The organism is Microbacterium sp. SWDP-B6 (assembly GCF_059803615.1).
Genome location: NZ_JAPFGV010000003.1, coordinates 243,650 through 268,614, shown reverse-complemented (window position 1 = coordinate 268,614; position 24,965 = coordinate 243,650). Strand labels below are relative to the sequence as shown.

Sequence of the window (24,965 nt, the reverse complement as noted above, 5' to 3'; positions counted from 1 at the left end):
CCCCCCCCCCCCCCCCCCCCCCCCCCCCCCCCCCCCCCCCCCCCCCCCCCCCCCCCCCCCCCCCACGCCCGATGGCCGCAAGGAGGCCCGAATGCAGTACCGCACCTACGTCGTCCGCCGCATCGCGCAGGCACTGCTCGTGATCGCTCTCGTCTACACCCTCGTGTTCTTCGCGCTCTTCGTACTCCCCGGCGATCCGATCGAGAACAAGCTCATCAGCCCGCTCAATCCGCTGCCGCCGTCCGCGGCAGAGGCGTTGCGGGCGTACTATCACTTCGACCTCTCACCCGTGGAGCAGTTCTTCCTGGCCGTGAGCCGTCTCTTCCAGGGCGATCTCGGATTCTCGCTCGTCAGCAACCGGCCCGTGTCGGAACTCGTGGCCCAGGGGCTCTCCGACACGATCGTCCTCGCCGCGATCGCCTTCGTCTTCACGATCGTGATCGCGTTGGCGACCGCCCTGGTCGCCGTCTACGCGCCCTGGAAGGCCGTGCGCAGTTTCGCGAGCGCCCTGCCGATCGCCTCCATCTCGGCACCGAGCTTCCTCATCGGCTTCGTGCTCCTCGCGGTCTTCTCGTTCCAGCTCGGCTGGGTCTCGTCGGTGCGCGATGAGGGATTCGTGTCGTATGTGCTCCCGGCGCTCACGCTCGCCCTCGCGGTGAACGGGCCGCTGTCGCAGGTGCTCATCCAAGGGCTGCGCAAAGCGGCCGACGAGCCGTTCGTCACGGTGCTCCGCGCCAAAGGGCGCAGCGAGTCGAGGATCGCGCTCGGACACGTGCTCAAGAACGGGGCGATCCCGTCGATCACGATGCTCGCTCTGATCGTGGGAGAGCTTCTCGCCGGTGCGGTGATCGTCGAAGCCGTCTTCACACGCACCGGGCTCGGGTTCATCACGTTCGAGAGCGTCCGCGATCAGGACACGCCCGTGGTGCTGGCGGTCGTGATCCTCATCTCCGCCATCTACGTCGGCATCAATCTGATCACCGACCTGCTCTACCCGATCCTCGATCCTCGCATCGTCACCCCCGGCCGGGTGACCGCGCAGTCGAGACGGCGGTCAGCCGCCGCGGACGGTCGCAGTCGTCCGCTCGGCCCGTCGTCGTCCGCCCCCGTCCAGGAAGAGAGCGCGCTCGCATGACGACTGCACTCGACAGACTCCCCGCCTCCGTCCACGACACCGTGGACGTCGAGCCGAGTGCCTTCCGTCGGCTCACCGCCCGGCTCGGATTCGGCGACCTCCTGGCGCTCCTCGTCCTCGCTCTCGTGCTGCTCTCGGTGCTCGCGCCGGGACTCCTGGCGCCCTACGACCCGCTCGCACCTGACGATGCGAATCCACTCGCCGCACCGTCCGCAGCGCATTGGTTCGGCACCGACTACCTCGGCCGCGACGTGCTGTCGAGGATCGTGCACGGCACCGGTCGGACCCTGCTCGGCTCCGCGGTCGCCGTCCTCATCGGCCTCGGCGTCGGCACCGTGCTCGGTCTGATCGCCGCCTCGTTCGGCGGGATCGTCGACGCGGTGATCAGCCGGATCGTCGACGTTCTCCTGTCGATCCCGGGCCTGCTGCTCGCGATGGTCGTGATCGTCGCGCTGGGCTTCGGCACGCTCAACGCTGCCGTCGCCGTCGGTATCTCCTCGATCGCGGCCTTCACCCGCATCATGCGCTCCGAGGTGCTGACCGTGAAGGACCTGCCGTTCGTCGAGGCGAGCCATCACCTCGGCGGGTCACGCCTCCACGTCCTCATCAGGCATGTGCTGCCGAACTCGTACTCGGCCGTGCTGTCGCTCACGGCACTGCAGTTCGGTCTCGCGATCATCTGGATCTCCGGGCTCAGCTTCCTCGGTTACGGCGCGCCGCCACCCGAGCCCGAATGGGGATTGCTGGTCTCGGAGGGGCGCCAGTACGTGGTCTCCTCGCCGTGGCTCGTCATCGTGCCCGGACTCGTGATCGGCGTCACCGTACTCGCCATCAGTCGCCTCAGCCAGCTCTCCCGTGGAAGGACCGCAGCATGACCGGCACTACCCACCCGCACCTGGCTCAGCATCTCGGTGGCCAGGCCGCCCCCGGCCTCCATGCCGTGCCCGAGAGGCCGCTGCCGCTCGTGGTCGATTCCCTCGCCGTCGGGTACTCGGTGCCCGGTTCGCGCCGACCGCTGCGGAGTGTGAGCGAGATCTCGTTCGAGGTCGGTCGCGGTGAGACGGTCTCGCTGGTCGGCCAGTCGGGCTCGGGCAAGAGCACGATCGCTCGCGCGGTCGCCGGGCTCCTCCCCGTGAACGGCCGGGTGACCTCAGGGCGCATCCAGGTCGCGGGCCACGACGTCGCACAGAGGTCGAGCAGGCAGTGGCGTCCGCTGCGCGGCACGACCCTCGGCTTCGTCCCGCAGGATCCGCTCAGCTCACTCGACCCGCTGCAGCGCATAGGCACCCAGATCGCACAGGCCGTCGCCGTATCGGGAGAGGTCGCGAGGGTCGACGTGCCCTCGAAGGTCGTCGAGCTGCTCGAGCACGTCGGCATCCGTGACGCCGCGTCGCGGGTCAGGGCGTACCCGCATGAGCTCTCCGGTGGCCAGCTGCAGCGCGTGCTCATCGCGATCGCGATCGCCGCGAGCCCGCAGCTGCTCATCGCAGACGAGCCGACCTCTGCGCTCGACGTGACAGTGCAGCGCCGCATTCTCGATCTCCTCGACGGGCTCCGCGACGAGCTGGGCCTCGGCATCCTGTTCATCACCCACGATCTCGCGCTCGCGCAGGAGCGCAGCGACGCGATCGTGGTGCTGCAGGACGGCGAGATCCGCGAGCAGGGGCGCGCCGACGAGGTGCTGTCCGACCCGCGGCATCCGTACACGATCCGCCTGCTCTCGGATTCGCCGGCGTCCTCGCCGCTTCGGTACCGGGATCGGATCGCGCAGAGGGACTCCCGACGCGAGACCTCGGATGCCGGTGCGGAGCGGGAAGCCGTGGTCGAGGTCGCCGGGGTCTCCAAGCGGTATGGTCGCGACCCGGATGCGCCGAAGGCGCTCGACGACGTCTCGCTGACTCTCCGACGCGGCAGCATCCATGCGCTGGTGGGCGAATCCGGATCGGGAAAGTCGACCCTCGCGCGCATCGCCGCTGGACTGACGTCGTTCGACGACGGTGCAGTAGCCGTCGCCGGTCGCGACCTGCCGCAGACCCCGTCGGTCGCCAATCCGTTCGCGCGGCAGCTGCAGCTCGTCTACCAGAACCCGCTGTCGGCAGTGGATCCGCGCTCGACGATCAGGCAGATCATCGAGGAGCCGCTGCGCATCCACGGGGTGCGCTCGGCGGTCGAGCGACGGCGCCGCGTCGCCGAGATCATCGATCAGGTGGCTCTGCCGGCGAGTTCGCTCGGACGACGTGCACGCGAGGTGTCCGGCGGGCAGCGTCAGCGCGTGGCGCTCGCGAGGACCCTGGTGATCGCGCCGTCCGTGCTCGTGCTCGACGAGCCGACATCGGCGCTCGACGTCTCGGTTCAGGCGCAGGTCATCGAGCTGCTGCTCGACCTGCGCGACGAGCGCGACCTCAGCTACCTGTTCATCTCGCACGACCTCGGACTGATCCGCCAGATCGCCGACGAGGTCACGGTGCTGTCGGACGGACGCGTCGTCGAGACGGGGTCGGCGGACGTCGTGCTCGAGCATCCGCACCACGAGTACACCCGGGAGCTGCTCGACGCGGTGCCGCGCTTCGACACCGCTCGGTCCGAGGAGGCCCGACTGGAGCGGGTCGGATGAGCTCGCAGGAACGGGCGGGGGCGACGGAGCGGGCGTCCGCTCAGGATGTCGACGCTCTGATCGCCGAGGCCGACGCCGCGTCGGTCGACGGCTGGGACTTCGGATGGATCGACGGCCGCGCGACGGAGCAGCGTCCGACGTGGCGCTTCTCGGAGCTGCTCGCTCGGCGCATCGCCGTGGTCCCCTCTCTCCTCGACCTGGAGACCGGGGGTGGCGAGGTCCTCGACACGGCACCCACGATCCCGCCGCTCGCCGCGGCGACCGAGTCCTGGCCACCGAACCTCACGCGCGCCGCCGCGCGTCTGCAGCCGCGCGGAGTGGTCGTCGTCCGCGTGACGGAGGGGCAGCCCCTGCCGTTCGCGGACGACAGTTTCGCTCTGGTCTCGAGTAGGCATCCGGTGGCCGTCGACTGGGCGGAGGTCTCCAGGGTGCTCGCACCCGGCGGCAGCTACCTCGCGCAGCACGTCGGGCCGGCGAGCGCGTTCGAGCTCGTCGAGGAGTTCCTCGGGCCGCAGCCCACGGAGATCCGCAGTCGCCGAGACCCCGAGGTCGAGGCGTCGGAGGCGAGGGCGGCCGGTCTCGACGTCGTCGATCTGCGCACGGAGCGCCTGCGTATCGAGTTCCACGACGTCGGCGCGATCGTGTGGTTCCTGAGAAAGGTGATCTGGCTGGTGCCGGGCTTCGACTCCGCTTCGCACCGCGAGCGTCTGCAGAGTCTGCACGAGCGGCTGCAGGAGGGCCCGTTCGTCGCTCACTCGTCGCGCACGCTCATCGAGGCCCGGAAGCCGCGGCGCTGACTCTCCGTGAAGGAGTCGTCACACATGTGGAGCTCGCGGAGGGTCGGTATCCGGGTGTCGCCGTAGTCTGAGTCGGACAGCTCGATGAGGACCTCAGGGACAGGGATCGATCAGTGACGACAGCTTCGACGACTGGCAGTTCACCGACGGCGCGTGCGGCTCGACGCGAGCGGCGCGTGTGGATCACCCTGGGTGCCGTCGCGCTTGCGGTCGGCGGTTATCTGACCGCGGCAGCACTGGTGGCGAACTCCAGTGATCCGTCGGAGGCAGTGCACTCGTACCTCGCGGCGATCGCCGACGGCGATGCCTCCACCGCCGCGCAGATCGTCGACCCGGATGCATCCGGTATCGATGCGACGTACCTGACCGACGACATTCTCGGTGCTGCCACCGAGCGTATCGAGGTGGTGTCCGTCACCACGAAGAAGCATGAGGGCGACACCGCGGAGGTGAGGGCTGTGATGGAGCTCGCGTCGCAGACCTTCACACATACGTTCACGATGACGAGAGATGCGGGTGCCTACTGGCTGCTGCAGCCGGGATGGCGCCCCGACTCGCCGCTGACGGTCGAGGCGACCGTGGCCGTGCGGGACAGCATCTCCCTCACGGGTGTGGAGCAGGTCGATCTCGCCGGCACCGAACTCGAGCTCGCCGTGAAAGAGGTCGCCGGGGTGTCTGCGGACTCGCGGTCGGAGCCGGTGCAGGTGTATCCCGCCGTCTATGACCTGATCGGCCCAGACCTGGGTACCTACTTCACAGTCGCGACCGATGAGCTGGCAGCCGTCCCGCCGACAGCGACGGCCGAACTCTCGGTCGCCGCGACGGAGGCGCTGCAGACGGCGCTGACGGATGCGGCGAACGTCCGAGCCGATGCGTGTGTCGAACCCGGGACCTCGGCGGATGCGGCCTGTCCTCTGCTCCTGAGGCAACAGGATCCGTCGACGATCGGGGTCATCCGGGCCCCGTACAACGTGACCTTTCGAACCGACCACCGATTCATGGTCGACGTCGTCTTCTGGTACCGCCCGGAGGGGGGAGCCTCGTCCGGAACCGGCACGACCGACTATAGGACCGATCTCATCGGCACGTACACGGTCGACGGAGACGACGTGACGGTCGAGTTCACCCCCTGGGAAGACCTCTGACAGCTACCGACGCGTGACGCGCCGAAGAACGATCGCTCCCGCCGGCGATGTCACCCGTTGATCCATCCCTGCATGTCGGTCCACACCGCAGTCAGGGCATCCTCGAGTGAGAGATCGGAGGGGCCTTCCAGCCATCGGTCCATCGCGAGGTCGAAACACGTCACGGCGAGGGCGGCCAGGGTATGTGCGTGCTCAGGGGCGATGCCGCGCTGGTTCAGTGACCGTTCGATGGCGCGCGCGAGGTAGTGACTGCGCAGAAGATCGCGTTCGTGCAGCGCGGGTTCGCTGCGGATGATGCTGCGTCGACGTGCGATCTGCTCCCGCCACTCCTGGAGGCCTCGGCATGCTGCCGCGAGGCCTGCGCGCACGGTGGCCGTCCCGCCGCGTTCTTGCGGGATGGACTCCATGAAGTCGCTCACCGCTTGGGGGAACTCGCGATCTCGGAGGAACAGGACATCCCGTTTGTCGGAGAAGTGGCGGAAGAACGTCCGAGTGGTGAGTCCCGCCGCCTCGGCGATCTGGGGAACCGTGGTTCCCGAGTACCCCTGGTCGGTGAACAGGTTCATCGCTGCAGCTTCCAACCGCAGTGCAGCATCCGGTGACCATCGAGGCATACAGCAATGATGACACGAACTGTCGTAAGCTCGATCGTGATGACACGAGATGTCATCGGATACGGAGAGCAGAGGAAGATGAGCGACAACACTGCGGCGTGGATCGATTCCGCCTATGCGGACCTGACGATTCGAGATGCCCCGATGCCGAAGCCGGGGGCGGGGCAGCTCTTGCTCGAGGTGCATGCGGTGGCGGTGAATCCGCTCGATGCGATCATCCAGTCCAACGGCACTGTCATGTACGGATGGTTGCGCTACCCGGTGATCCTCGGGGAGGACGTCGCGGGCGTGGTCGTCGAGACCGGAGCGGGCGTGGACGACTTCGCCGTCGGAGACCGCGTCGTGGCGTATGCGATGGGCTTGGAGAAGGGGCGGGATGCCGTCTCCGAGAGCGGCTTCCAGACCTACGTCGCGGTCGACGCGAGCCTGGCCGCCGCTCTGCCGGCCACCACCGCTTTCGAGGATGCCGCCGTCCTGCCGCTGGCGGTGTCCACAGCGGCGGCCGGCCTGTTCGAGAAGGAGCAGCTGGGACTGGACTACTCCCGTCTCGGAGACGCGGCGCATCGCGATGAGGTCGTCGTGATCTGGGGCGGCGCGACAGCCGTCGGAGGCAATGCGATCCAACTCGCCCGAGCGGCCGGTTATCGCGTCATCACGACGGCCTCTGCGAAGAACCACGACCGGATGAGGCGGCTGGGCGCAGAAGCCGCCTTCGACTATCGCGACCCGAAAGCGGCGAATCGCATCGTCGAAGCCGTCGGCGGTTCCGCCGTGGCGGGGATCCTCGCCGTCGCGGTGGGATCGGCCGAGCCCTGTCTGAGGATCGCCCGCGCCACCGGTGCCACGCGGATCGCGATGGCGAGCCCTCCCGTCTCGTTCTACGAACAACCCCGGCGTGGCGGTCTCTCCCTCGCCCGCATCCGCCTCTTCCTGAAGCTCGGAACGAAGACCGCCCTCCTGCAGGTGCGCAGTCGCGCTCGCGGCATCAGGGCATCATTCATCTGGGGGAGCGCCATCGCCACGTCTCCCGTGGGTCCGGCCGTCTGGGGCGGGTATCTCCCTGCCGCTCTCGCTTCGGGCAGCCACCACCTCTACCCGGAGGCCCACATCGCAGGACACGGGCTTTCGGCCATCCAAGAAGCCATCGACACCCTTCGCCTTGGCGTATCGGCACGGAAACTCGTCATCACCCTCGACCACCCACCGACGAATCCGTGATGGATCTACGAGGAGGTGCCGGAGTGCGTCGCGGGAACAGCGAGCGGGGCGTCACATATATGGAGGGGCTGACGGGAATCGAACCCGCGCTATCTGCTTGGGAAGCAGAAGTTCTGCCATTGAACTACAGCCCCGTACCCGCATCCGAGGAGCGGGTGAACGCAAGCCTACCCGCACGATCCGTCATGGCCAAAGTGTCGGCCGCGTGTGGTGACTAGGCTGGGGCCGTGCTTCTCAGCGACCGCGACATCAGAGCAGAACTCGCCTCCGGCCACATCGGTCTCGACCCGCACGAGCCGGAGATGATCCAGCCGTCGAGCATCGACGTGCGCCTCGACCGCTACTTCCGTCTCTTCGACAACCACAAGTACCCGTTCATCGACCCGTCGGTCGATCAGCCGGAGCTGACTCGGCTGATCGAGGTCGACCCCGACGAGCCGTTCATCCTGCACCCCGGTGAGTTCGCGCTCGGCGCGACGTTCGAGCAGGTCTCGCTGGCCGATGACATCGCTGCCCGCCTCGAGGGCAAGTCGTCACTCGGTCGCCTGGGGCTGATCACGCACTCGACCGCGGGCTTCATCGACCCCGGCTTCACGGGGCACGTGACGCTCGAGCTCGCGAATGTCGCGACGCTGCCGATCAAGCTGTGGCCGGGCATGAAGATCGGACAGTTGTGCTTCTTCCGGCTGACCTCTCCGGCTGAGAATCCGTACGGCTCCGGTCCGTACGGCAACCGCTACCAGGGACAGCGCGGGCCCACGGCATCCCGCTCGTTCCAGAACTTCCACAAGACCGACGTCGGAACGACCGACGTCGGAGCCGTAGGGGGCTGACATGAGCGGTGACAGCAGAGATCCGTACATCCCGTCGGGGGACGCTGTCGTTCCGCCGCCTCCGGCCGAGATCCCGATCCCGGACGGTCTGATCCCGCCGCCTCCGTCGGAGTCTGCGATTCCGGATGCGGTGATCCCGCCGCCTCCGTCGGAGTCTGCGATTCCGGATGCGGTGATCCCGCCGCCTCCCCCGGAGGCGATGCTTCCGTCGACGCGCCGATCGCGGCCGAAGCCGGCGATCCTCACCGGCGACCAACCTGCGCCGGTCGCGGAGGACTGGTCGCAGCCGTCCGTCGCGCCCGAGGCGCCGACATCAGGCGGATACGGCGCGCTGACTTTCGTGATCTTCGCGTTCCTCATCGTCTTGCTCGTGGCAGCGATCGCCGGGGCCGTCTATCTCGGCACGAACGTGTCGTTCGCGCTGGCGACTGGCGAGCCTGCGACGGTCGCCGGGTCGCTGTGGCATGGGTGATCTGAGATACGAACCCGAGGTCGATGCCGCCTATGTGACTCTGGGTGCTCCGATCGCCGACGGTGAGGTTGCACGAACCGTTCCGGTCGACCTGCCGGACGGCGTCTCGGATGAGCTGTTCCTCGACTTCGACGAGGACGGCCATCTGCTCGGCATCGAACTCCTCGGTGCCTCTCGGTTGCTCCGTCCGGAGGGCCGCGCCGTCTGACATGCAGCGGGTTCCCGTCAGCTCGACCGCGACGCCCACATGTACGCGGGCACTGCCACGGCGACGACCACGAGGTGCATGACCATCAGCGCGATGACGGCGCTCACTGTCGTCCCGGGGATGAAGCGCAGGGCGAGCAGCAGAACGTCGGGGACGAACGACGCCACGGTCACGATCGGCACGACCATGGTGAGAGTGCGGCGGGGGTCGCGCGCGTGGCGGCGCACGAGCGACCATCCGATCCACCCGGCGACGATGCCCACGGTGGTGAACAGGCTGAAGGCGGGGAACGTCAGCGGGCCGTAGGTCGTCGGCGCGCCGGCGGCAACGGCGATGAGGGCGACCATGGAGTTCGCCGCGATCGCGATGGCCACGGCGGCGGCGAGCATGAGGGCGCGACGCAACCGTGAACCGGTGGCGTGCCGATCCCCGCGGGCGGTGGTGGTGACCATGACGACTCCTTCGCTGATCTCTTTCCGGTACTGACCAGTACCGGATATAACGGTACTGCTCGATACCGGAACATACAATGGGGTGCGATGAGCGAAGACGAATCGAATCGGCGCGCAGGGCGTCCCCGCGACCCCGGCGTCGAGGGGGCGATCCTCGACGCGGTTCAGGAGCTCCTCATCGAGAACGGCTATGCCGGCACGACGATCGGCGCGGTCGCTGATCGTGCGCGCTGCGGACGGTCCGCCATCTACCGTCGCTGGGAGAACAAGGCCGAACTCGTCGTGGCGGCTGTCCGGGCGCTGCAGGTGACCGCCGCGGTTCCGGACACCGGAACGCTCCGCGGTGATCTCATCGCCGCGGCTATGCACTTCGCCCAGGCGGATGAACGGACGGCGGGCGTGCTCGCCAGCATCCTGAGCGAGATCGGCCGCGACGACGAGTTGCGTGACGTCGCCTATCGAGTGGTCGGAGGACCGCCCGTCGCTGCGCTCGGCGTGGTGATAGAGCGGTGGATCGAGCGGGGCGAGGTCCGGGCGGACGCTCCGGTCGCGCTCATCGCGGGTCTCGTGCCGACCGCCGCGTTCGGCAGCATCAGTCTGCGCCGGCGTGCGCTCGAACCGGATGCGGTGGTGCAGCTGGTGGACGAAGTCGTCCTTCCCGCTCTCCGGTAGGAGGTGGCCCCATTCCCGGTGAACGGCGAACGCCCCGTTCGCCGGAGCGAACGGGGCGTTCTTTGGATCAGGTGCCTGCTGACGGATGCCGTCAGGCGTCGCGACCGCGGGAGAACCCGGCGTCGAAGCCGCGCTCATAGGCGTGCTGCGCCGCTCGGGCGACGCGGTGCTCGCCGTGGCGGGGCCCTTCGTGCCTGCTGTGCTCGTGCCCGCCGCCTGCGCGACCGTGGTGCGCGCGATCGTGCGCGTCCGCGAAGCGGTCGTGCCCCGGGTGCCCGCGGTGTCCGCAGTCGTGGCCGCCGAGCTCGGCATCCGCTCCGTGCTCGTGCTCGTGCTCGTGCTCGGAGTCGAACCCGGGTGCGAAGCCGCGACCGCGTCCGAACGGGTGTCCGTGGCGACGGCCGAAGCCACGTCCGGGACGGCCGGGGCCGAACCCGTGCTCGGGCGCGAAGCCGCGACCGAAGCCGCGGGGTCCGAAGCCGTGACGACGACCGCGCCCACGGGGGAGCGGAGTCTCTTCGTCCCAGCCGAACGCACGGGCGATCTGCTCGAGCGAGTTCATCGTGGTCTCGAGGTCTTCGGGGCTCACGGCGTCCGTGACCTTGGCGCGGATGCCGTCGACGATGCCGCCGAGGCGCTCCTTGGCCGCACGGCCGTCGTCGGTCAGCGTCCAGCCGTCGCCGTCGGCGACGACCCAGCCACGCTCGACGAGGGCGTGCAGCTTGTGGGCGTTCAGAGGGCGACGGGCGGGCGCGGTGCCATCGATGACGTTGAGGATCCGCCAGTCGCGGCGGCTGGCGTGCTCGCCCTCGAAGGCGGAGTCGAACTCGGCCGCCATCAGGCGGTCGACGGCCTTCAGCCAGTAGCCGAAGGGGCGGTGGGGGCTGTCTGTGTTCTGAGTGTCAGAGGTGTTCATGAGTGGAATCCTTAGATGTCATGGGGCATGTGCTTGTCACTATGCATGTATATGTAGTGTGACATGCAGTAACGATCCATGTCAAGTCGCATGTAAAATCGAATCGTGAGCTCCGCTGAGAATGACCCCGCCGAGGCCATAGCCCGCGCCCTGTCGCGTCTGCGCGGACGACGTCCTGGCGAGCGCGGGCGTGGCCCGCGAGGCATGGGCGGGCCGCACGGGTGGCACGGCGGGCCGCACTCCGACCACGCGGACCATGACGACCACGCAGACGGTTCGGGCCATTCGGGCCATTCCGACCAGGGGCATCACGGGCACGGGCGGCCTGGGCACCCGGGCATGCCGCCCTGGATGAACGACCCGTCCGGACGCTTCGGCGGACCGGCTCGCACGCGGATGCTCGAGGCGCTCGCCGCGGCGTCGGCCCCGCTCAGCGTCAGTGACCTCGGTGCGGCGATCGGCGTCGACCAGCCCCGAGCATCGAGGCTCGTGCAGCAGGGGGTCGCACACGGCTTCGTGCGCCGTGAGGCCGACCCCGACGATGCGCGGCGCACCCGGATCGCGCTGACCGACGAGGGTCGGAAGATCGCCCGTGGGATGCGGGGCGAACGGCGAGAGGCGCTGGGGAAGGCTCTCGCGGCCTTCACCGATGACGAGCGCGACCAGCTCGCGACGCTGCTGAACAAGCTCGCCGACAACTGGGAGAGCTGAGCACGCACGTGACGTGCGCTGTCGGCCGGCGTTACCGATCGCCGGTGTTCCGCGATCGCTGACCGGTGTTCCGGAACGCTCATCCGGTGTTCCGGAATATGCTTCTGATCTGGTCGAAAAGTCCTCGATTCTGCGGTCTGAATGTCGGCGGCCCCGAGTTGGATGGAGTCATGTCATCCCGCACTCGCGCCCTCCTCGATCAGGTCGTCGCCGACCTCGATCGGGTGCTGTCCGATGACGCGCTCGCCGGATTGTCCGACGCAGAACGGGTGGAGGTGCTGCAGGCGGCGAGCGCAGCGTTCCGTCGGGTCGAGGCCGTGGTGGTCGAGACGATCGCGACGGGGGATGCGGTGGAGTTCCCGCATTCCACCGGATGCCGCACGCAGAGCGAACTGCTGCAGCGCACGCTGCTGACAGACCTGCGCGGGGCGACGCGCGTCGGGAAGGTCGTCGATCTGGTGCGGCGGAGGGTGAACCTGGTCTCCGGTGACCGCATGCCTGCACGGTGGCCGGCGCTGCGAGAGGCGATGCTCGACGGTGCGATCGGAGTCGCCGGGATGCTCGCCGCAACCGAGCCGATCGAGAAGGTGTCATATCGCATCAGCGCCGTTGACCGGCTCGATGCCGACGAGTGCCTCGCCCGTGCGGCGAGGGGCGTCAGGCCCGACCCGCAGGCCGGCCCCGGCGCAGAGGTGCAGGGCCCGGCCCCGACGCTCGACGAGCTGAAGCTCCTTGCAGAGACGTTGGTCTCGCTGCTCGACCCCGACGGAGACGAGCCCGGCGATGAGCCTGCCCGCCGCCGGGGGATAACCCTCGGGCGGGTACGCGACGGACTGCGGTCGATCAAGGGATACCTGACGCCCGAGGTCGCGGCCCAGCTCGAGCTGATCCTCGATGCGGTGAACAACCCCAAGGGCGACGGGCCGCCGATGCCGGGCGTGGCGTTCACCCCCACCGATTCGGGCGCGGCCGACGACGACGATCCGTACAACTCTGATCCGCGTGCCGTCATCGATGACCGCACGGCGGCGCAGAAGCGGCACGACGCATTCGCCGTCGCCCTGGCGATCGCCGCCCGACACCGAGACATGCCCACTCTCGGCGGAGCGTCCCCGACTCTGGTCGTGACGGTGGATGCGAAGGACCTCGAGCACGGCACTGGGCGCGCGAGCGTCAGCGGTGCGTGGGGACAGCTGCCCGCGAGTGTCGCCTCGCACGTCGGATGCTCGGGGACGATACAGCGGGTCCTTCTCGACGAGGGTCGGATCATCGGGATCACAACGACGGATCGGGTGTTCTCCGTGCACCAACGCCGCGCGATCATCGCACGCGACAGGGAATGTCTCATCCCGGGGTGTCACGTGTCGGCGTCGTGGTGCGAGATCCACCACGTCACCGAGCACGCCAGGGGTGGGCCGACGCATACGGACAACGGTGTGCCGTTGTGCTGGTGGCACCACCGAAGTCTGGGCACGTCCGGGTGGGAGATCCGGATGAACGACGGCATTCCGCAAGTGCGGGGACCGGCATGGTGGGACCCGGCACAGCGATGGCGCACCCCGCGGCTCAGTCTTCCGGAAGAGTCGGCCCTTGCTCCCGCCGGATGATTCGGCGTCCAGGGTGAGAGGTTCAGGAGACCTCGCCGAACTCCAGCGACTTCTCGTCGTCGACCGACAGCGACAGCACCACGGTCTCGACGACCGGATGCGCCTCGATCTGCTGTTCGATCACGCGCAGGCTCCGGGCCACATCGTGTTCACGGGCGTCTCCGGTCAGATCGACCTCGGCCACGATGAAGAGTCGGTTCGGGCCCACGTACTCGATGTGCAGATAGGTGAGCCGCTGGATCTGCGGCGACGAGAGCAGTGCGCGCCCGACGCGATCGCGCAATGCGGGCGACGCGTTCGAGCCCACGAGAAAGGCGATGTTGCGGCCGATGAGGATGATCGCGACCACCCCGAGCAGCACGCCGACGAGGATCGACCCCACGGCATCCCACGCGGCGACTCCGGTGATCTGGTGCATCGCGATCGCACCGGCCGCGATCACCAGCCCGATCAGGGCTGCCATGTCCTCGAAGAACACCGCCCGCAGCGTCGTGTCGCTCGTTTCGAGCACATAGTCCCAGGTCGACGATCCGCGCTCGCGCGCCAACCGTCGCGACTTCACCATCGCCTGCGTGAACGACGCACCCTCGAGCACGAAGGCGATGCCGAGCACGGTGTACGCCACCCCGGGGCTCTCTACGGGGCCTGTCTCGGCGAGTTCCTGCACGCCGTGCATGATCGACACGATCGACCCCGCGGTGAAGATCCCGAACGCCGCGATCAACGACCACACGAACGCCGCACGTCCGTAGCCGAGCGGATGCCGCTCATCCTTCACCCTCGCGCCCCGGCGGTCGGCGATGAGCAGGAACACCTCGTTGCCGGCATCCGCCCACGAATGCGCCGCCTCGGCGACCATCGACGCCGAAGACGTGATCACCGCAGCGATCGTCTTGGCGATCGCGACGAGGATGTTGGCGAGAAAAGCGATGATGACCGTCACGCGGTCAGGCTACTCCCGCACCGCCCCTCAGCCGCGCTGCGTCGCCTTCACCGGCAGCAGCAGCAGGAACCCGGCGATCAGCACCAGCACGATGCCCAGGATGCCGTACGACGTCGAGCCCGAAAGCACGATCAGCAGAGTCCAGGCGCCCGATGCCATCCAGCTCGCCGCCCGCCCGGTCGTCGCATACAGGCCGAAGATCTCTCCCTCGCGCCCGGCAGGCGTGATGCGGGCGAGGAACGACCGCGACGCCGCCTGGGCGGGGCCGACGAAGGCGCAGAGCACCAGACCGCCGATCCAGAAGACGACCGTTCCGGCGTCCACCAGGAAGAACACCGCGAGGCCTGCGACCACCATGGCGGCGAGCGAGACGAGGATGATCCGCTTCGGGCCGAAGCGGTCGTCGTAGCGCCCGGCGATGATCGTCGAGACGCCCGCGATGAGGTTCGCGGCGATGCCGAAGATCACGAGGTCGAGGAAGCCGAAGTCGAACACCTGGCTGGCGATCACGGCGCCGAAGGCGAAGACGCCGCCGAGCCCGTCGCGGAACACGGCGCTCGACAGCAGGAACCAGAACGTCTGACGAGTGTCGGGGTTGCGGTACAGGCCGACGACGTCCTTCACCAGCAGGCCGTAGGAGGCGAAGAAGCCCACCTTGCGTTCGGGGCGTCCGAGCGACGGCTCCGGCACGTTGAGGAAGATCGGGATCGAGAAGACGATCGCCCAGAGCGCACAGGCGACCGCGATGATGCGGAACGGCAGTCCCGCGTCATCCGGCAGGCCGAACCAGTCGAAGACGTAGAAGACGACGACGAGCACCAGTGCGAGGATGCCGCCGATGTAGCCGAAGCCCCAGCCGAGGCCCGAGATGCGCCCGACGGTCTTCGGGTTCGCGATGCCGATCAGCATGGCGTTCGAGTTGACCGCGGCGATCTCGCCGAAGACGGACCCTGCCGAGATCAGCGCGACGCCGAGCCAGAACAGCGTCGGCGTCGGTTCGACGAACCACAGGCCGAGCATGCAGGCGACGAGCGCCCCGGTGCCGATCCCGAGCCAGAGCTTCTGACGCCCCGCGGCATCCGCGCGCTGACCCAGCACCGGTGCGATCAGGAGGATCGCGATCCCGGCGATCGTCGACCCGAGGCCCAGACCCGAGGCGAGGTCCGCCTCGGCTGCCTCGCGGATCGGGTCCTTCGCGTCGAGGCCGGCGATCTCCGCCGGAAGGAACGCCTCGGTCGTGAGATACAGCGCCGTGAAGATGAAGGTGAGGATGACGGTGTTGAAGGGCTGCGTCGCCCAGTCCCACAGCGCCCACGAGTAGACCTGCTTCTTCGGTGCGGGGGTCTCGCCGCGCAGGTCGAGGCCGATCACGCCGACCGCGCCGCTGTTCGCCGTCGCGGCGGGCTCGGGCACCGCGCCGCTCTGCGGGGATTCGCTCATGATCGCAGTCTGGCGGCGCGCGGTGAACGGACGGTGACGGCGCGCCGCACGTCAGGGGTGGGGCATCGGCTCGCGCAGCGTCCGCGCGTAGTCCTCTTTGAGCACGGCCAGGTGCAGCCACGCCTCGATGCGGGTGACGCCGGCCAGCGACCTCAGCCGCTCGAGACTCGCGTACAGCGCCCCCGCAGACGGCTCGACCAGCGTGGCCACCGCGTCGAAGCGCCCGAGGGTGCGGGCGGCGAAGTCGATCCCTCGCCCGGTCTTCAGCTCCTCGATCACCGCCTCGTCGTCGTGGTTGAGATTGAGGCCGACGCCCATCGACAGCTGTCGGTGCGCGAGACCCCTGGCCTCGACCGCGCTGATCTTGATCACCCCGCCGTCGATCAGTCGCTGCACCCGGGTCGCGACAGCCGAGGGGGAGAGACGCACGGCCTCGCCGAGTGCACGGAAGCTCATGCGTCCGTCGGACTGCAGCCGTTCGATGAGGTCTTCATCGACCGTGTCGAGCGTGACGTCACCGTGGTACTCCGAGACGAAGAAGCCCTTCACGACGGTCGAGTAGATGATCGTGTTGATGTCGAGCACGCCGTCGATCGCGCGGATCTGCGCCAGCAGGTCGTGCAGATCCGCCATGGTGCCCAGGCGCACCTCGGTGACGAGGTCGTGGGCGCCGCCGACCGCCGAGACGAGCACGGTCTCGCTCATGTCGCGCAGGTGCTCGGCGACGATCTCCACGGCCCCATCGGTGCGGATCGACACGTGCGCGAGCACGTGCTGCCCGAGGAACACCGGATCCACCGCGGCGACGACGCGCACGGTGCGGTCGTCGAGCATCGTGCGCAGTCGGGCGGCGACCGCGGCTCTCGACTGTCCGAGGCGCAGCGACAGCGAGCGGATGCTGGCGCGACCGTCTTCCTGAAGAGCGCGGATCAGTTCGGCATCGAAATCCATGGATCACCCATATTCGTCAGTTTCCCGCGAACGCGCCGCCGCAGGTGCATAACTGCAGTGTAAGAGCCGTTGCTGCGGTTGGGTAGGCGAATAGTGCGTGATCCAGCGAGCACAACATCAGTGAATCAGGCTTCACACTGGAGTTCTGACCTTGTCCTCGCGTCCACACGTCCGTAGCATCCTTCGCTATCCGACATCTTCCGCAAAGGAGCGGGCCACACATGACTTCCACCCACAGCAAGGCGCGACGCGCAGGCTTCGCCGCCTTCGTCGGCACCACCATCGAGTGGTACGACTTCTACGTCTACGCGACCGCTGCCGCCCTCGTCTTCGGTCCGCTGTTCTTCCCGAGCGGCGACCGGCTCGCCGAGACCGCAGCGGCCTTCGCGACGTTCGCCGTCGCGTTCCTCGTCCGCCCGCTCGGCGGCATCATCTTCGGCCACATCGGCGACAAGCTCGGCCGGCGCACGTCGCTCGTCATCACGCTGCTGCTCATGGGCGCGGCGACCGTGCTCGTGGGCTGCCTGCCCACGTATGAGAACATCGGCATCCTCGCTCCGATCCTCCTGATCCTGCTCCGTGCCGTCCAGGGCCTCGCGGTCGGCGGCGAATGGGGCGGCGCCGTGCTGATGAGCGTCGAGCACGCCCCCGAGAAGTCGAAGACCTTCTACGGCGGCTTCACTCAGCTCGGCAACCCGGCCGGCGCCCTGCTGGCCTCGGGCATCTTCGCGATCATGTCGCGCGTCGGCGACGACTTCATCATCAACGGCGGCTGGCGCATCCCGTTCCTGCTGTCGATCGTGCTGGTCGGCGTCGGGTTCTGGGTGCGCTACCGCGTCGAGGAGACCCCGGTCTTCGAGACGAAGATCGAGGGGCGCAAGCAGTCGATGCCCCTGGCCTACGCGTTGCGCACCAACTGGCGTCCGATCCTGCTCGGCATCGGCATCCTGCCCATCTCGACCGGCGGCTACTACCTTGCGACGACCTTCGCCACGGCCTATGCGACGGGCGACCCGATCGCCATCGACGAGCGCGTGATCCTCGACGCGATGACGATCGCCTCCTTCGTCGAGTTCGTCGTGACTCTGCCGGTCGCCTGGCTGGGCGACAAGTGGGGCCGCAAGAACGTGATGTACATCGGTCTGATCACTTCGGTGCTCACCTTCGTCCCGTTCCTGCTGATCCTCCCCGGACGCATCGAGCCGCTGATCTTCCTCTTCGCCTCGCTGGTGCGCATCGCGATGAGCGCGACCTACGCCCCGATCGCCGCCCTGCTCGCCCAGATGTTCCGTCCGCAGTCCCGGTACACGTCGATCGCGCTGTCCTACGGCGTGGGTGCCGCGATCTGGGCAGGATTCTCGCCCTGGTTCGCGACGCAGCTCATCGCCTGGACAGGCAACATCTGGTCGGTCCTCGCGATGTTCACCGGCATGGCTGTGATCGCCGGCATCTGCACGAAGCTCGCCCCGCAGCACTCGGATGAGGCCCCGGTCACGGCATCCTTCACCGCCCGCACCGACACGACCGCGAACAGGCTGCCATGAGAAAGCTCACTCCCTTCGACCGCTCCGCCCAGACGATCCCGCAGCTGTTCACGGCTCGCGTGATCCGGACGGTGGATGCGGATGCCACGACGGCGACCGCCATGCTCACCGATCGCGGCCGGATCCTCGCGATCGGCACCCCGGCCGAGTGCCGGGCCGCGGCGGAGCGCGCGGGGCTCGCACCCGACCACGTCGACCTCGGTGACGCGGTGATCGTGCCCGGTTTCGTCGATGCGCACGCCCACCCGCTGATGTTCGGGCAGCTGATGACGTGGGTCGACTGCGGACCCGAGAAGGCCGAGAGCATCCCCGAGATCGTGGCGCTGCTGAAGGCGGCGGCGGTGGACGCACCCGCCGGACGCCCGGTGCGCGGCTACGGCTACGAGCAGCGCAACCTCGCCGAGAAGCGGCATCCCACCCGCTTCGAGCTCGACGAGGTCGCCGCCGACCAAGAGGTCTACCTGATGAACGCCTCGGGCCACGGCGGCGTCGTCAACTCGTACACGCTCACCAAGAACGGCGTCGACCGTGACACGCCGAATCCCGACGGCGGCGAGTTCTTCCGCGACGCCGACGGCGAGCTGACGGGCGAGCTCTCGGATGCCGCGTGCAACATCCTCACCGGCGTGCACGGGGTGAAGATCGGCCACCACGGACCGAACTTCCACCTCGCCGACGAGCCGGAGGAGCACCTGCGTCAGCTGGATGCCGCCACGCAGCGGTTCCTCGCCGGGGGAGTCACCTCGATCGGCGACTGTCAGGTCACCCGACGCGAGTTCGACATGTATCTGCGTCTCGCCGAGGCCGGCCGCCTCGAGCTGCGGGTGTCGATGTACCTGCTGTCGCACCTGCTCGACGAGGCGCTCGAGATGGGTCTCGTGGGGCAGTTCGGCAACGCCCACCTCAGCTTCGCCGGCATCAAGCTCTACGCCGACGGCACGCTCGGCGGCTGGACGGCGTACTTCCCCGACGGGTATGTCGGAGACCCCTGCCGCACCGGTCAGCTGTATCACGAGCCCGCCGAATACGCGGCGCTGATCAGCCGGGCGCACGCGGCGGGCCTGCAGACGGCGACACACGCGCAGTCGCCGACGGCGATCGAGATGGTCGTGTCGGCGATCGAGGCGGCGCTCGCCGAGCGGCCCGACTCCGATGCGCGGCACCGCATCGAGCACTGCGGTCTGCCGACGCCCGAGCAGATCGACCGGATGGCGGCCTCCGGCATCCGCCCGGTCAACCAGACCCAGCACTACTTCAACTGGGGCGAGGGCGTCGAAGAGGCGATCGGCACCCCGGGCGAGCGCTTCAACCCCCTCGGCGAGTTCGAGAGGGCGGGGGTGCCGTTCACGATCTCGTCGGATGCTCCGGTGGCCGAGCCCATCCCGCTCGAGGCGATCCAGACGGCCGTCACCCGCGTGACCCGTCGAGGGCACAAGCTCGGGCCAGACGATCTGCGGGTCTCCGCCCTCTCGGCTCTGCGCGCGCACACGATCGAAGGCGCCGTGTCGATCGGCCGAGAAGACGACCTCGGCTCGCTCGAGGTCGGCAAGTACGCCGACTTCGTCGTGCTCTCCGACGACCCGCTGGCCGTCGACGCCGAGGAGATCTCGTCGATCGCCGTGCGCGAGACGTGGGTCGACGGCACACGCCGCCACGTCGGCGCCGCAGTCATGGTCTCGGCATGAGCGAGGATGCGACCATGACAGACGAGCGCTACGCCGATACCGCCGGCCGCTACGCCGATACCGCCGGCCGCGCGGTGCTCGAGACCATCCGCGCCTACGGCGTCGATGCGATCTTCGGCATCCCGGGCACGCACAACCTCGAGCTGTATCGCCCGCTCGCCTCTCTCGGCATCCGCGCGGTGACGAACAGGCACGAGCAGGGCTCGGGCTACGGCGCCGACGGCTGGGCGCAGCAGACGGGTCTTCCCGGTGTCGTCATCACGACCTCCGGCCCCGGTCTACAGAACGCCATGAGCGCGATCGGCACGGCGTTCTGCGAGTCACGGCCGCTGATCGTGCTGTCTCCCGGGGTGCCGCTGGGCGCCGAGTTCGCCGATGTCGGCACCCTGCACGAGACGAAGGATGCCACGGCCATGGTCGGCGCGATCGCCGAGTGGTCGCGCCGGGTGTCCAGCGCCGCCGAGGCGGTCGATGCGGTGCACGACGCCTTCACGCTCTTCCAGACCGGCCGCCCCCGCCCCGTGCACATCGAGATCCCCCTCGACGTGCTCGAGGCCCCGGCCGATGTCCCCGCGGAGGCGCGCCACCCCAGGGTGATGCCTCCGCGGGTGTCGGGTGATCCGTCAGCTCTCGCCGATGCCGCACGTCTGCTGCAGGGTGCGCAGCGGCCGGTCATCGTCGCGGGTGGCGGGTCGGTCGATGCCGCGCACGAGGTCACCGCACTCGCGGAACGCCTCGGTGCCCCGGTGCTCACCACGCTCAACGGCAAGGGTGTCATCGACGAGCGGCATCCGCTGTCGCTCGGCTCGAACCTGCGTCTCGCTGCGGCCCGCGAGGTGGCCGAAGACGCCGACGTGGTGCTCGTCATCGGATCGAAGCTCGGTGAGGCCGAACTCTGGGCTCCGCGGTTGGAGGCGCGCGGCGCCGTCGTGCGCATCGACATCTCGCCGCTGCAGCGGAACAAGAACCTCGACGCGACCGTGGGGATCGTCGGTGACGCCGCCGCGGTGAGCGCCGCCCTGCTCGCGCTGCTGCCCGACGAGGGCAGGGCTGCTCGAGACCTGACCACCGAGCGCGCCGCGATCGAGGCCGAGATGCGCGACACCGCCCCCGAGGCGGTCGCGCTGGCCGAGCTCATCGCCGACGCTCTCCCCGATGACGCGATCGTCGCCGGCGACTCCTCGCAGATCGTCTACATGGCGCTCGGCAGCGTGCTGAGCTCGCAGCATCCGCACTCCCTGCTCTACACGCCCACCTATGCGACCCTCGGCTACGGCCTTCCCGCCGCGATCGGCGCCAGGGTGGCGCAGACCGAGCATCCCGTCGTCACCGTGATCGGAGACGGTGCGCTGATGTTCTGCGTCAATGAGCTCGTGACGGCCGTCGAACAGCGGCTCGACGTCACCATCGTGTGCGTCGACAACGGCGGCTACGCCGAGATCCGTCAGAACGAGGTCGACCGAGGCATGACCCCCATCGGCGTCGACCTGGTGCAGCCCGACTGGGCGGCGCTGGCGACCGCCTTCGGCGCCACCGGGCGTCGGGTCGACGACCCAGACGACGTCGTGCCGAGCATCCGCGACGCCATCGCCGCCGGCGGAGTGCAGCTCGTGCACATCCCCACGCAGAGACAGGACTGATCATGACCGAGAACGTGGGCCCCATCGACGCCTCCGTGAACCCCCGGTACTCCGGGATCGCGACCTTCGCCCGCCTGCCGAGGATCGAAGACGTGCCTCGCGCCGACATCGCCGTCGTGGGCATCCCCTTCGACTCCGGCGTGAGCTATCGCCCCGGCACGCGCTTCGGCCCGTCGCACGTGCGCGAGTCCTCGCGGCTGCTGCGCCCGTACAACCCCGCCCAGGACGTGTCGCCGTTCGCGGTCGCGCAGGTGGTGGATGCCGGTGACATCCCGGTCAACCCGTTCGACCTCACCGAGGCGGTGACCGAGGTCGAACGCGCCGCGCTCGCGCTCGGCGAGCAGGTGCAGCGCATCGTCACGATCGGCGGCGACCACACGGTCGCGCTGCCGCTGCTGCGGGCGGTGGCGGCGAAGCACGGCCCGGTCGCCGTGCTGCACTTCGACGCCCACCTCGACACCTGGGACACCTACTTCGGCGCCCCGATCACACACGGCACGCCGTTCCGCCGCGCGAGCGAGGAGGGGCTGATCGACCTCACCTCGAGCTGCCACGTCGGCACCCGCGGGCCGTTGTACTCGAAGCAGGACCTCGAAGACGACGAGCGCCTCGGATTCTCGATCGTGTCGAGCGAGTACATCGAGGAGCACGGCGTCGAGGCCGGCATCCAGCGCATCCTGCAGCGCATCGGAGACAGGCCGCTGTACGTGTCGATCGACATCGACGTGCTCGATCCCGCGCACGCACCGGGCACCGGAACACCCGAGGCCGGGGGCCTCACGAGCCGCGAGCTGCTGCGCATCCTCCGTGCCCTCGGAGACTGCGACATCGTGGGCGCCGACGTCGTCGAGGTGTCGCCCGCGTACGACCATGCGCAGATCACCGGCATCGCGGCGAGCCACGTCGTGTACGAGCTGGTGTCGCTGCTCGCCGCCCGCATCGGCCGCAGCTGACTCGGCCGCGTCTGACTCGGTCGGGTCGGAGACACCCCTCACGCATACGACGCCGCGAGCATCTCGGCGAAGAGCTCTTCGGCATCGCGCTCGACGCGGCGGCGGGTGAACCACTCGCAGATGTTGACGCAGTCGCGGTGCAGCAGGTCGAGGCCCTGGGGGTTGGCGATGATGTCGACGATCTGCGGCAGGTCGATCACCCGCACGCGACCCTCGTGCACCAGCAGGTTGTAGGCCGAGAGGTCGCCGTGGGCGAAGCCCGCCGCGGCGAAGATCCGCATGAGATCGACGATCTGATCGTAGAGACCGGCGAGCTCGGCCCGGTCGCTGCGCACGGCCGCCAACCGGGGCGCCGCGACTCCTGACGCGTCGCCGATGAACTCCATCAGCAGCTCGGTGCCGTTGACCTGCACGGGGTAGGGCACCGGCGCGCCGAGCTCCCACATGCGGCACAGCGCGTCGAACTCGGCGAACGACCATTGCAGGGCGGCGACGGCTCGGCCGTGTTCGGACTTCTTCGCGAGGGCTCGGGTGTCCCGGGTGTTCCTCGTGCTGCGGCCCTCGGTGTAGACGCCCGAGCGGTGGAAGCTGCTGTGGTCGGAGTCGCGGTAGCGCTTGGCCGCGAGCAGGGTGCGCTGGGTCGGGTCATCCGGCACCGCGCGCTCGAGCAGGAACACGTCGGCCTCCTTGCCGGTCTTGAGGATGCCGAGCTCGGTGTCGAGTGCGCCGGCGCTCGTCACCACCCATTCGGGCCAGGGGAGCGGCCCTCGCTCCGACGGGGTGATCGCCGGCCAGGTGGTCCAGCGCTGGTGCTCACCGGGTTCGACGTCGGCGAAGGTGGGGACGGAATCGAAAGGGGATGCGTCGAAGAAGGAGGACGAAGAGGATGCTTCGGAAGAAGCGAAGAGATCAGACACGATGTGGCTCCGAGAGAGGGAGGCCACGCGCGGATCAGGAGCGAGAGGCCTCGAGAGGAAGGATGTCGGCGACGGGCACGACAGAGACGGTGTTCATGTCATCCACTCCTCTCGCTCTGGCCTTCCGGGAGAACCCGGTGCGTCGTCGAGCCTAGGGGGCGCGGGCGGATGCTGTCCAGACCCGGCTCTCCCGGTCTCACCGCAGTCCGGACGAATGGTCGGATGCCCTGGACGCCGCGTCGGGCGACCGGCCTCCGCGCCTGGGAGTGTTGAACCATGACCACGACCGCGCCCGTACCCGTGACGACCGCCCGCACCGAGAGCATCCGCTACGGCGGACTCATCGTGCTGATGCTGATGGGGTTCCTTCTCGTCACGGCCGAATTCCTGCCCAACGGCGTGCTCACCGAGATGGCCGACGCTCTCGGCGTCACACCAGGCCAGGCGGGGCAGACGGTCACGGTCACCGCGCTCGTAGGTCTGATCGTGGCGCCCACGGTGGGGCTGATCTTCCCCCGCCTCGACCGGCGCTCGCTGCTCGTCTGGATGGCGCTCGCCGCAGCCGCGTCGAACCTCATCGTCGCGATCGCGCCCAACCTCATCATCGTGCTGCTCGCGCGGTTCCTGCTGGGTGCGGCGATCAGCGCCTTCTGGGCGATGTCGATCACGGTCGCCGTGCGCCTGGCGGGCCCGGAGCACCTCGGGCGAGGCGTCATGTTCACCTCCGCGGGTGTGTCGCTCGCGACCGTCGCGGGAGTGCCCCTCGGTGTGATGCTCAGCGAGATCGTCGACTGGCAGACCGTGTTCGCGATCGCGGGCGTCCTCATGGTGCTGGTCGCCGTGGCGCTGCGGTTCATGCTCCCTTCGGTCCCGGCCGAGCAGGGCGCCAGCATCCGGCTCCTCGTCGACACGCTGCGTCGTCCCGGCATCGGGCTCGGCATGGTCGGGCACGTGCTCGTCGTGCTCGGTCACTTCCTCGCCTACACGTACGTGCGACTCGCGCTCGAACGCATCCCCGAGATCGAGCCGTCGACGATCATCCTGCTTCTCGCCCTCTTCGGACTCGGAGGCCTCGCCGGCAACCTCGGGCTCGGGTTCTTCATCGACCGCACCTTCGGCTTCTTCGCGGTGTTCGCCCCCCTGGTGATCGCTGCGTCGGTGCTGTCGATGATCTTCCTCTCGGGGTCGGTCCTCGGCATCGGCATCGTCGTGCTGGTCTGGGGTTTCTTCTTCTCCTCGTGGCTGCTCGTGATCAACACGTGGGTGGGGCACCGCTCGCCCGACCGGCTCGAGGCGGGCGGAAGCCTCGTGGTCGTGGGATTCCAGGGCGCGATCACGATCGCCGCCGGAGTCGGCGGACTGCTCGTCGACACCCTCGATGTCGAGTTCGTCTACGTGCTCGGGGCCGCGTCCCTGCTGGTCGGCGCCGTGCTCTTCGGAATGTCGAACCGCAGGAGCGTCGCGGCGGCGAAGCGCGCCTGAGCGGCGGGCAGGGCCG

General features: G+C 68.8%; 24 protein-coding genes and 1 tRNA gene. 17 read left to right on the top strand and 8 right to left on the bottom strand.

Annotated features, from left to right (window positions below; translation table 11 throughout):
- Positions 1-91 precede the first annotated feature (91 nt).
- The 5 genes from OPU70_RS07280 (at position 92) to OPU70_RS07260 (ending at position 5,691) form a co-directional block, all read left to right on the top strand.
- Positions 92-1,135 (top strand): ABC transporter permease, encoded by a 1,044-nt coding sequence (locus OPU70_RS07280; protein WP_498557436.1) that lies wholly within the window; start codon positions 92-94, stop codon positions 1,133-1,135.
- Positions 1,132-2,010, top strand: a complete 879-nt coding sequence (locus OPU70_RS07275) for an ABC transporter permease (protein WP_455903810.1) — start codon at positions 1,132-1,134, stop codon at positions 2,008-2,010. Before OPU70_RS07280 ends, OPU70_RS07275 begins: the two co-directional genes overlap by 4 nt.
- Positions 2,007-3,749: a dipeptide ABC transporter ATP-binding protein gene (locus OPU70_RS07270; protein ID WP_498557435.1), complete on the top strand. Its 1,743-nt coding sequence runs from the start codon at positions 2,007-2,009 to the stop codon at positions 3,747-3,749. Before OPU70_RS07275 ends, OPU70_RS07270 begins: the two co-directional genes overlap by 4 nt.
- Complete coding sequence (locus tag OPU70_RS07265) at positions 3,746-4,546, top strand: class I SAM-dependent methyltransferase (protein ID WP_498557434.1); 801 nt, start codon at positions 3,746-3,748, stop codon at positions 4,544-4,546. The genes OPU70_RS07270 and OPU70_RS07265 overlap by 4 nt, the downstream gene beginning before the upstream one ends.
- 113 nt (positions 4,547-4,659) lie before the next feature.
- Positions 4,660-5,691 carry a hypothetical protein gene (locus OPU70_RS07260; RefSeq protein WP_498557433.1) on the top strand — a complete coding sequence of 344 codons (1,032 nt, stop codon included), beginning with the start codon at positions 4,660-4,662 and terminating at the stop codon, positions 5,689-5,691.
- A 50-nt stretch (positions 5,692-5,741) separates the two neighbouring features.
- Here the strand turns inward: OPU70_RS07260 and OPU70_RS07255 are convergent, their stop codons facing one another.
- Positions 5,742-6,257, bottom strand: a complete 516-nt coding sequence (locus OPU70_RS07255; protein WP_187249261.1) for a TetR/AcrR family transcriptional regulator — start codon at positions 6,255-6,257, stop codon at positions 5,742-5,744.
- Positions 6,258-6,383: 126 nt separating this feature from the next.
- Between OPU70_RS07255 and OPU70_RS07250 the strand changes: the two genes are divergently transcribed.
- Entirely contained in the window at positions 6,384-7,523 is a 1,140-nt protein-coding gene (locus OPU70_RS07250; RefSeq protein WP_475432981.1) for a zinc-binding alcohol dehydrogenase family protein, read from the top strand.
- A 60-nt stretch (positions 7,524-7,583) separates the two neighbouring features.
- On the opposite strand, the gene OPU70_RS07245 is transcribed toward OPU70_RS07250, so the two are convergent.
- Positions 7,584-7,657 (bottom strand) — tRNA-Gly (locus tag OPU70_RS07245).
- 93 nt (positions 7,658-7,750) lie between these two features.
- On the opposite strand from OPU70_RS07245, the gene dcd reads away from it, so the two are divergent.
- Genes dcd through OPU70_RS07230 form a run of 3 tightly spaced genes read left to right on the top strand, consistent with a single transcriptional unit; the run spans position 7,751 to position 9,036 of the window.
- The gene (gene dcd, locus OPU70_RS07240) at positions 7,751-8,356 is read left to right on the top strand and encodes a dCTP deaminase (protein WP_042536862.1); all 606 of its coding nucleotides are present in this window, start codon (positions 7,751-7,753) and stop codon (positions 8,354-8,356) included.
- A 1-nt stretch (position 8,357) separates the two neighbouring features.
- A complete protein-coding gene (locus OPU70_RS07235) occupies positions 8,358-8,828 on the top strand; it encodes a hypothetical protein (protein WP_498557432.1) in 471 nt (156 codons plus the stop codon).
- On the top strand, positions 8,821-9,036 hold the full coding sequence (locus OPU70_RS07230) for a DUF2283 domain-containing protein (RefSeq protein ID WP_498557431.1): 216 nt from the start codon (positions 8,821-8,823) through the stop codon (positions 9,034-9,036). The genes OPU70_RS07235 and OPU70_RS07230 overlap by 8 nt, the downstream gene beginning before the upstream one ends.
- A gap of 17 nt (positions 9,037-9,053) precedes the next feature.
- Here OPU70_RS07230 and OPU70_RS07225 read toward each other — a convergent pair whose 3' ends face one another.
- The gene (locus OPU70_RS07225) at positions 9,054-9,488 is read right to left on the bottom strand and encodes a DUF6069 family protein (RefSeq protein ID WP_498557430.1); all 435 of its coding nucleotides are present in this window, start codon (positions 9,486-9,488) and stop codon (positions 9,054-9,056) included.
- 87 nt (positions 9,489-9,575) lie between these two features.
- On the opposite strand from OPU70_RS07225, the gene OPU70_RS07220 reads away from it, so the two are divergent.
- A complete protein-coding gene (locus OPU70_RS07220; RefSeq protein WP_309691873.1) occupies positions 9,576-10,160 on the top strand; it encodes a TetR/AcrR family transcriptional regulator in 585 nt (194 codons plus the stop codon).
- 91 nt (positions 10,161-10,251) lie between these two features.
- On the opposite strand, the gene OPU70_RS07215 is transcribed toward OPU70_RS07220, so the two are convergent.
- The gene (locus OPU70_RS07215; RefSeq protein WP_498557429.1) at positions 10,252-11,076 is read right to left on the bottom strand and encodes a MarR family winged helix-turn-helix transcriptional regulator; all 825 of its coding nucleotides are present in this window, start codon (positions 11,074-11,076) and stop codon (positions 10,252-10,254) included.
- Between the two features lie 105 nt (positions 11,077-11,181).
- Between OPU70_RS07215 and OPU70_RS07210 the strand changes: the two genes are divergently transcribed.
- Together OPU70_RS07210 and OPU70_RS07205 are read left to right on the top strand one after the other, a co-directional pair.
- Positions 11,182-11,787, top strand: coding sequence for a MarR family winged helix-turn-helix transcriptional regulator (locus tag OPU70_RS07210; protein WP_498557428.1), 606 nt, complete (start codon positions 11,182-11,184; stop codon positions 11,785-11,787).
- A 170-nt stretch (positions 11,788-11,957) separates the two neighbouring features.
- Positions 11,958-13,394 carry an HNH endonuclease signature motif containing protein gene (locus OPU70_RS07205; protein ID WP_194285973.1) on the top strand — a complete coding sequence of 479 codons (1,437 nt, stop codon included), beginning with the start codon at positions 11,958-11,960 and terminating at the stop codon, positions 13,392-13,394.
- Positions 13,395-13,416: 22 nt separating this feature from the next.
- On the opposite strand, the gene OPU70_RS07200 is transcribed toward OPU70_RS07205, so the two are convergent.
- From OPU70_RS07200 to OPU70_RS07190, 3 genes are read right to left on the bottom strand one after another with little or no spacing between them, the layout of a single operon-like run.
- A complete protein-coding gene (locus OPU70_RS07200; protein WP_498557427.1) occupies positions 13,417-14,337 on the bottom strand; it encodes a cation diffusion facilitator family transporter in 921 nt (306 codons plus the stop codon).
- Between the two features lie 27 nt (positions 14,338-14,364).
- A complete protein-coding gene (locus tag OPU70_RS07195) occupies positions 14,365-15,777 on the bottom strand; it encodes an MFS transporter (RefSeq protein WP_042536853.1) in 1,413 nt (470 codons plus the stop codon).
- Positions 15,778-15,828: 51 nt separating this feature from the next.
- The gene (locus tag OPU70_RS07190) at positions 15,829-16,728 is read right to left on the bottom strand and encodes an Lrp/AsnC family transcriptional regulator (RefSeq protein ID WP_042536852.1); all 900 of its coding nucleotides are present in this window, start codon (positions 16,726-16,728) and stop codon (positions 15,829-15,831) included.
- A gap of 221 nt (positions 16,729-16,949) precedes the next feature.
- Between OPU70_RS07190 and OPU70_RS07185 the strand changes: the two genes are divergently transcribed.
- From OPU70_RS07185 to speB, 4 genes are read left to right on the top strand one after another with little or no spacing between them, the layout of a single operon-like run.
- A complete protein-coding gene (locus tag OPU70_RS07185; RefSeq protein WP_498557426.1) occupies positions 16,950-18,272 on the top strand; it encodes an MFS transporter in 1,323 nt (440 codons plus the stop codon).
- Positions 18,269-19,957 carry an amidohydrolase gene (locus OPU70_RS07180; RefSeq protein WP_498557425.1) on the top strand — a complete coding sequence of 563 codons (1,689 nt, stop codon included), beginning with the start codon at positions 18,269-18,271 and terminating at the stop codon, positions 19,955-19,957. The genes OPU70_RS07185 and OPU70_RS07180 overlap by 4 nt, the downstream gene beginning before the upstream one ends.
- A 14-nt stretch (positions 19,958-19,971) precedes the next feature.
- A complete protein-coding gene (locus OPU70_RS07175; protein ID WP_475123245.1) occupies positions 19,972-21,597 on the top strand; it encodes a thiamine pyrophosphate-dependent enzyme in 1,626 nt (541 codons plus the stop codon).
- A gap of 2 nt (positions 21,598-21,599) precedes the next feature.
- On the top strand, positions 21,600-22,550 hold the full coding sequence (speB, locus tag OPU70_RS07170; protein WP_309691848.1) for an agmatinase: 951 nt from the start codon (positions 21,600-21,602) through the stop codon (positions 22,548-22,550).
- A 38-nt stretch (positions 22,551-22,588) separates the two neighbouring features.
- On the opposite strand, the gene OPU70_RS07165 is transcribed toward speB, so the two are convergent.
- On the bottom strand, positions 22,589-23,467 hold the full coding sequence (locus OPU70_RS07165; RefSeq protein ID WP_311877922.1) for a serine protein kinase RIO: 879 nt from the start codon (positions 23,465-23,467) through the stop codon (positions 22,589-22,591).
- 276 nt (positions 23,468-23,743) lie between these two features.
- On the opposite strand from OPU70_RS07165, the gene OPU70_RS07160 reads away from it, so the two are divergent.
- Positions 23,744-24,949 (top strand): MFS transporter, encoded by a 1,206-nt coding sequence (locus tag OPU70_RS07160; RefSeq protein ID WP_498557424.1) that lies wholly within the window; start codon positions 23,744-23,746, stop codon positions 24,947-24,949.
- The last annotated feature ends 16 nt before the right edge of the window (positions 24,950-24,965 follow it).

Bases quoted from the DNA above. Each gene is read 5' to 3' on its own strand.
- OPU70_RS07175 (WP_475123245.1), top strand. From the start codon at position 19,972: ATGACAGACGAGCGCTACGCCGATACCGCCGGCCGCTACGCCGATACC.
- OPU70_RS07265 (WP_498557434.1), top strand. From the start codon at position 3,746: ATGAGCTCGCAGGAACGGGCGGGGGCGACGGAGCGGGCGTCCGCTCAG.
- OPU70_RS07160 (WP_498557424.1), top strand. From the start codon at position 23,744: ATGACCACGACCGCGCCCGTACCCGTGACGACCGCCCGCACCGAGAGC.
- OPU70_RS07270 (WP_498557435.1), top strand. From the start codon at position 2,007: ATGACCGGCACTACCCACCCGCACCTGGCTCAGCATCTCGGTGGCCAG.
- OPU70_RS07190 (WP_042536852.1), bottom strand. From the start codon at position 16,728: ATGGATTTCGATGCCGAACTGATCCGCGCTCTTCAGGAAGACGGTCGC.
- OPU70_RS07220 (WP_309691873.1), top strand. From the start codon at position 9,576: ATGAGCGAAGACGAATCGAATCGGCGCGCAGGGCGTCCCCGCGACCCC.
- OPU70_RS07215 (WP_498557429.1), bottom strand. From the start codon at position 11,076: ATGAACACCTCTGACACTCAGAACACAGACAGCCCCCACCGCCCCTTC.
- OPU70_RS07225 (WP_498557430.1), bottom strand. From the start codon at position 9,488: ATGGTCACCACCACCGCCCGCGGGGATCGGCACGCCACCGGTTCACGG.
- OPU70_RS07280 (WP_498557436.1), top strand. From the start codon at position 92: ATGCAGTACCGCACCTACGTCGTCCGCCGCATCGCGCAGGCACTGCTC.
- OPU70_RS07275 (WP_455903810.1), top strand. From the start codon at position 1,132: ATGACGACTGCACTCGACAGACTCCCCGCCTCCGTCCACGACACCGTG.
- OPU70_RS07255 (WP_187249261.1), bottom strand. From the start codon at position 6,257: ATGAACCTGTTCACCGACCAGGGGTACTCGGGAACCACGGTTCCCCAG.
- OPU70_RS07185 (WP_498557426.1), top strand. From the start codon at position 16,950: ATGACTTCCACCCACAGCAAGGCGCGACGCGCAGGCTTCGCCGCCTTC.
- OPU70_RS07250 (WP_475432981.1), top strand. From the start codon at position 6,384: ATGAGCGACAACACTGCGGCGTGGATCGATTCCGCCTATGCGGACCTG.
- OPU70_RS07230 (WP_498557431.1), top strand. From the start codon at position 8,821: ATGGGTGATCTGAGATACGAACCCGAGGTCGATGCCGCCTATGTGACT.
- OPU70_RS07180 (WP_498557425.1), top strand. From the start codon at position 18,269: ATGAGAAAGCTCACTCCCTTCGACCGCTCCGCCCAGACGATCCCGCAG.
- OPU70_RS07195 (WP_042536853.1), bottom strand. From the start codon at position 15,777: ATGAGCGAATCCCCGCAGAGCGGCGCGGTGCCCGAGCCCGCCGCGACG.
- OPU70_RS07205 (WP_194285973.1), top strand. From the start codon at position 11,958: ATGTCATCCCGCACTCGCGCCCTCCTCGATCAGGTCGTCGCCGACCTC.
- OPU70_RS07235 (WP_498557432.1), top strand. From the start codon at position 8,358: ATGAGCGGTGACAGCAGAGATCCGTACATCCCGTCGGGGGACGCTGTC.
- speB (WP_309691848.1), top strand. From the start codon at position 21,600: ATGACCGAGAACGTGGGCCCCATCGACGCCTCCGTGAACCCCCGGTAC.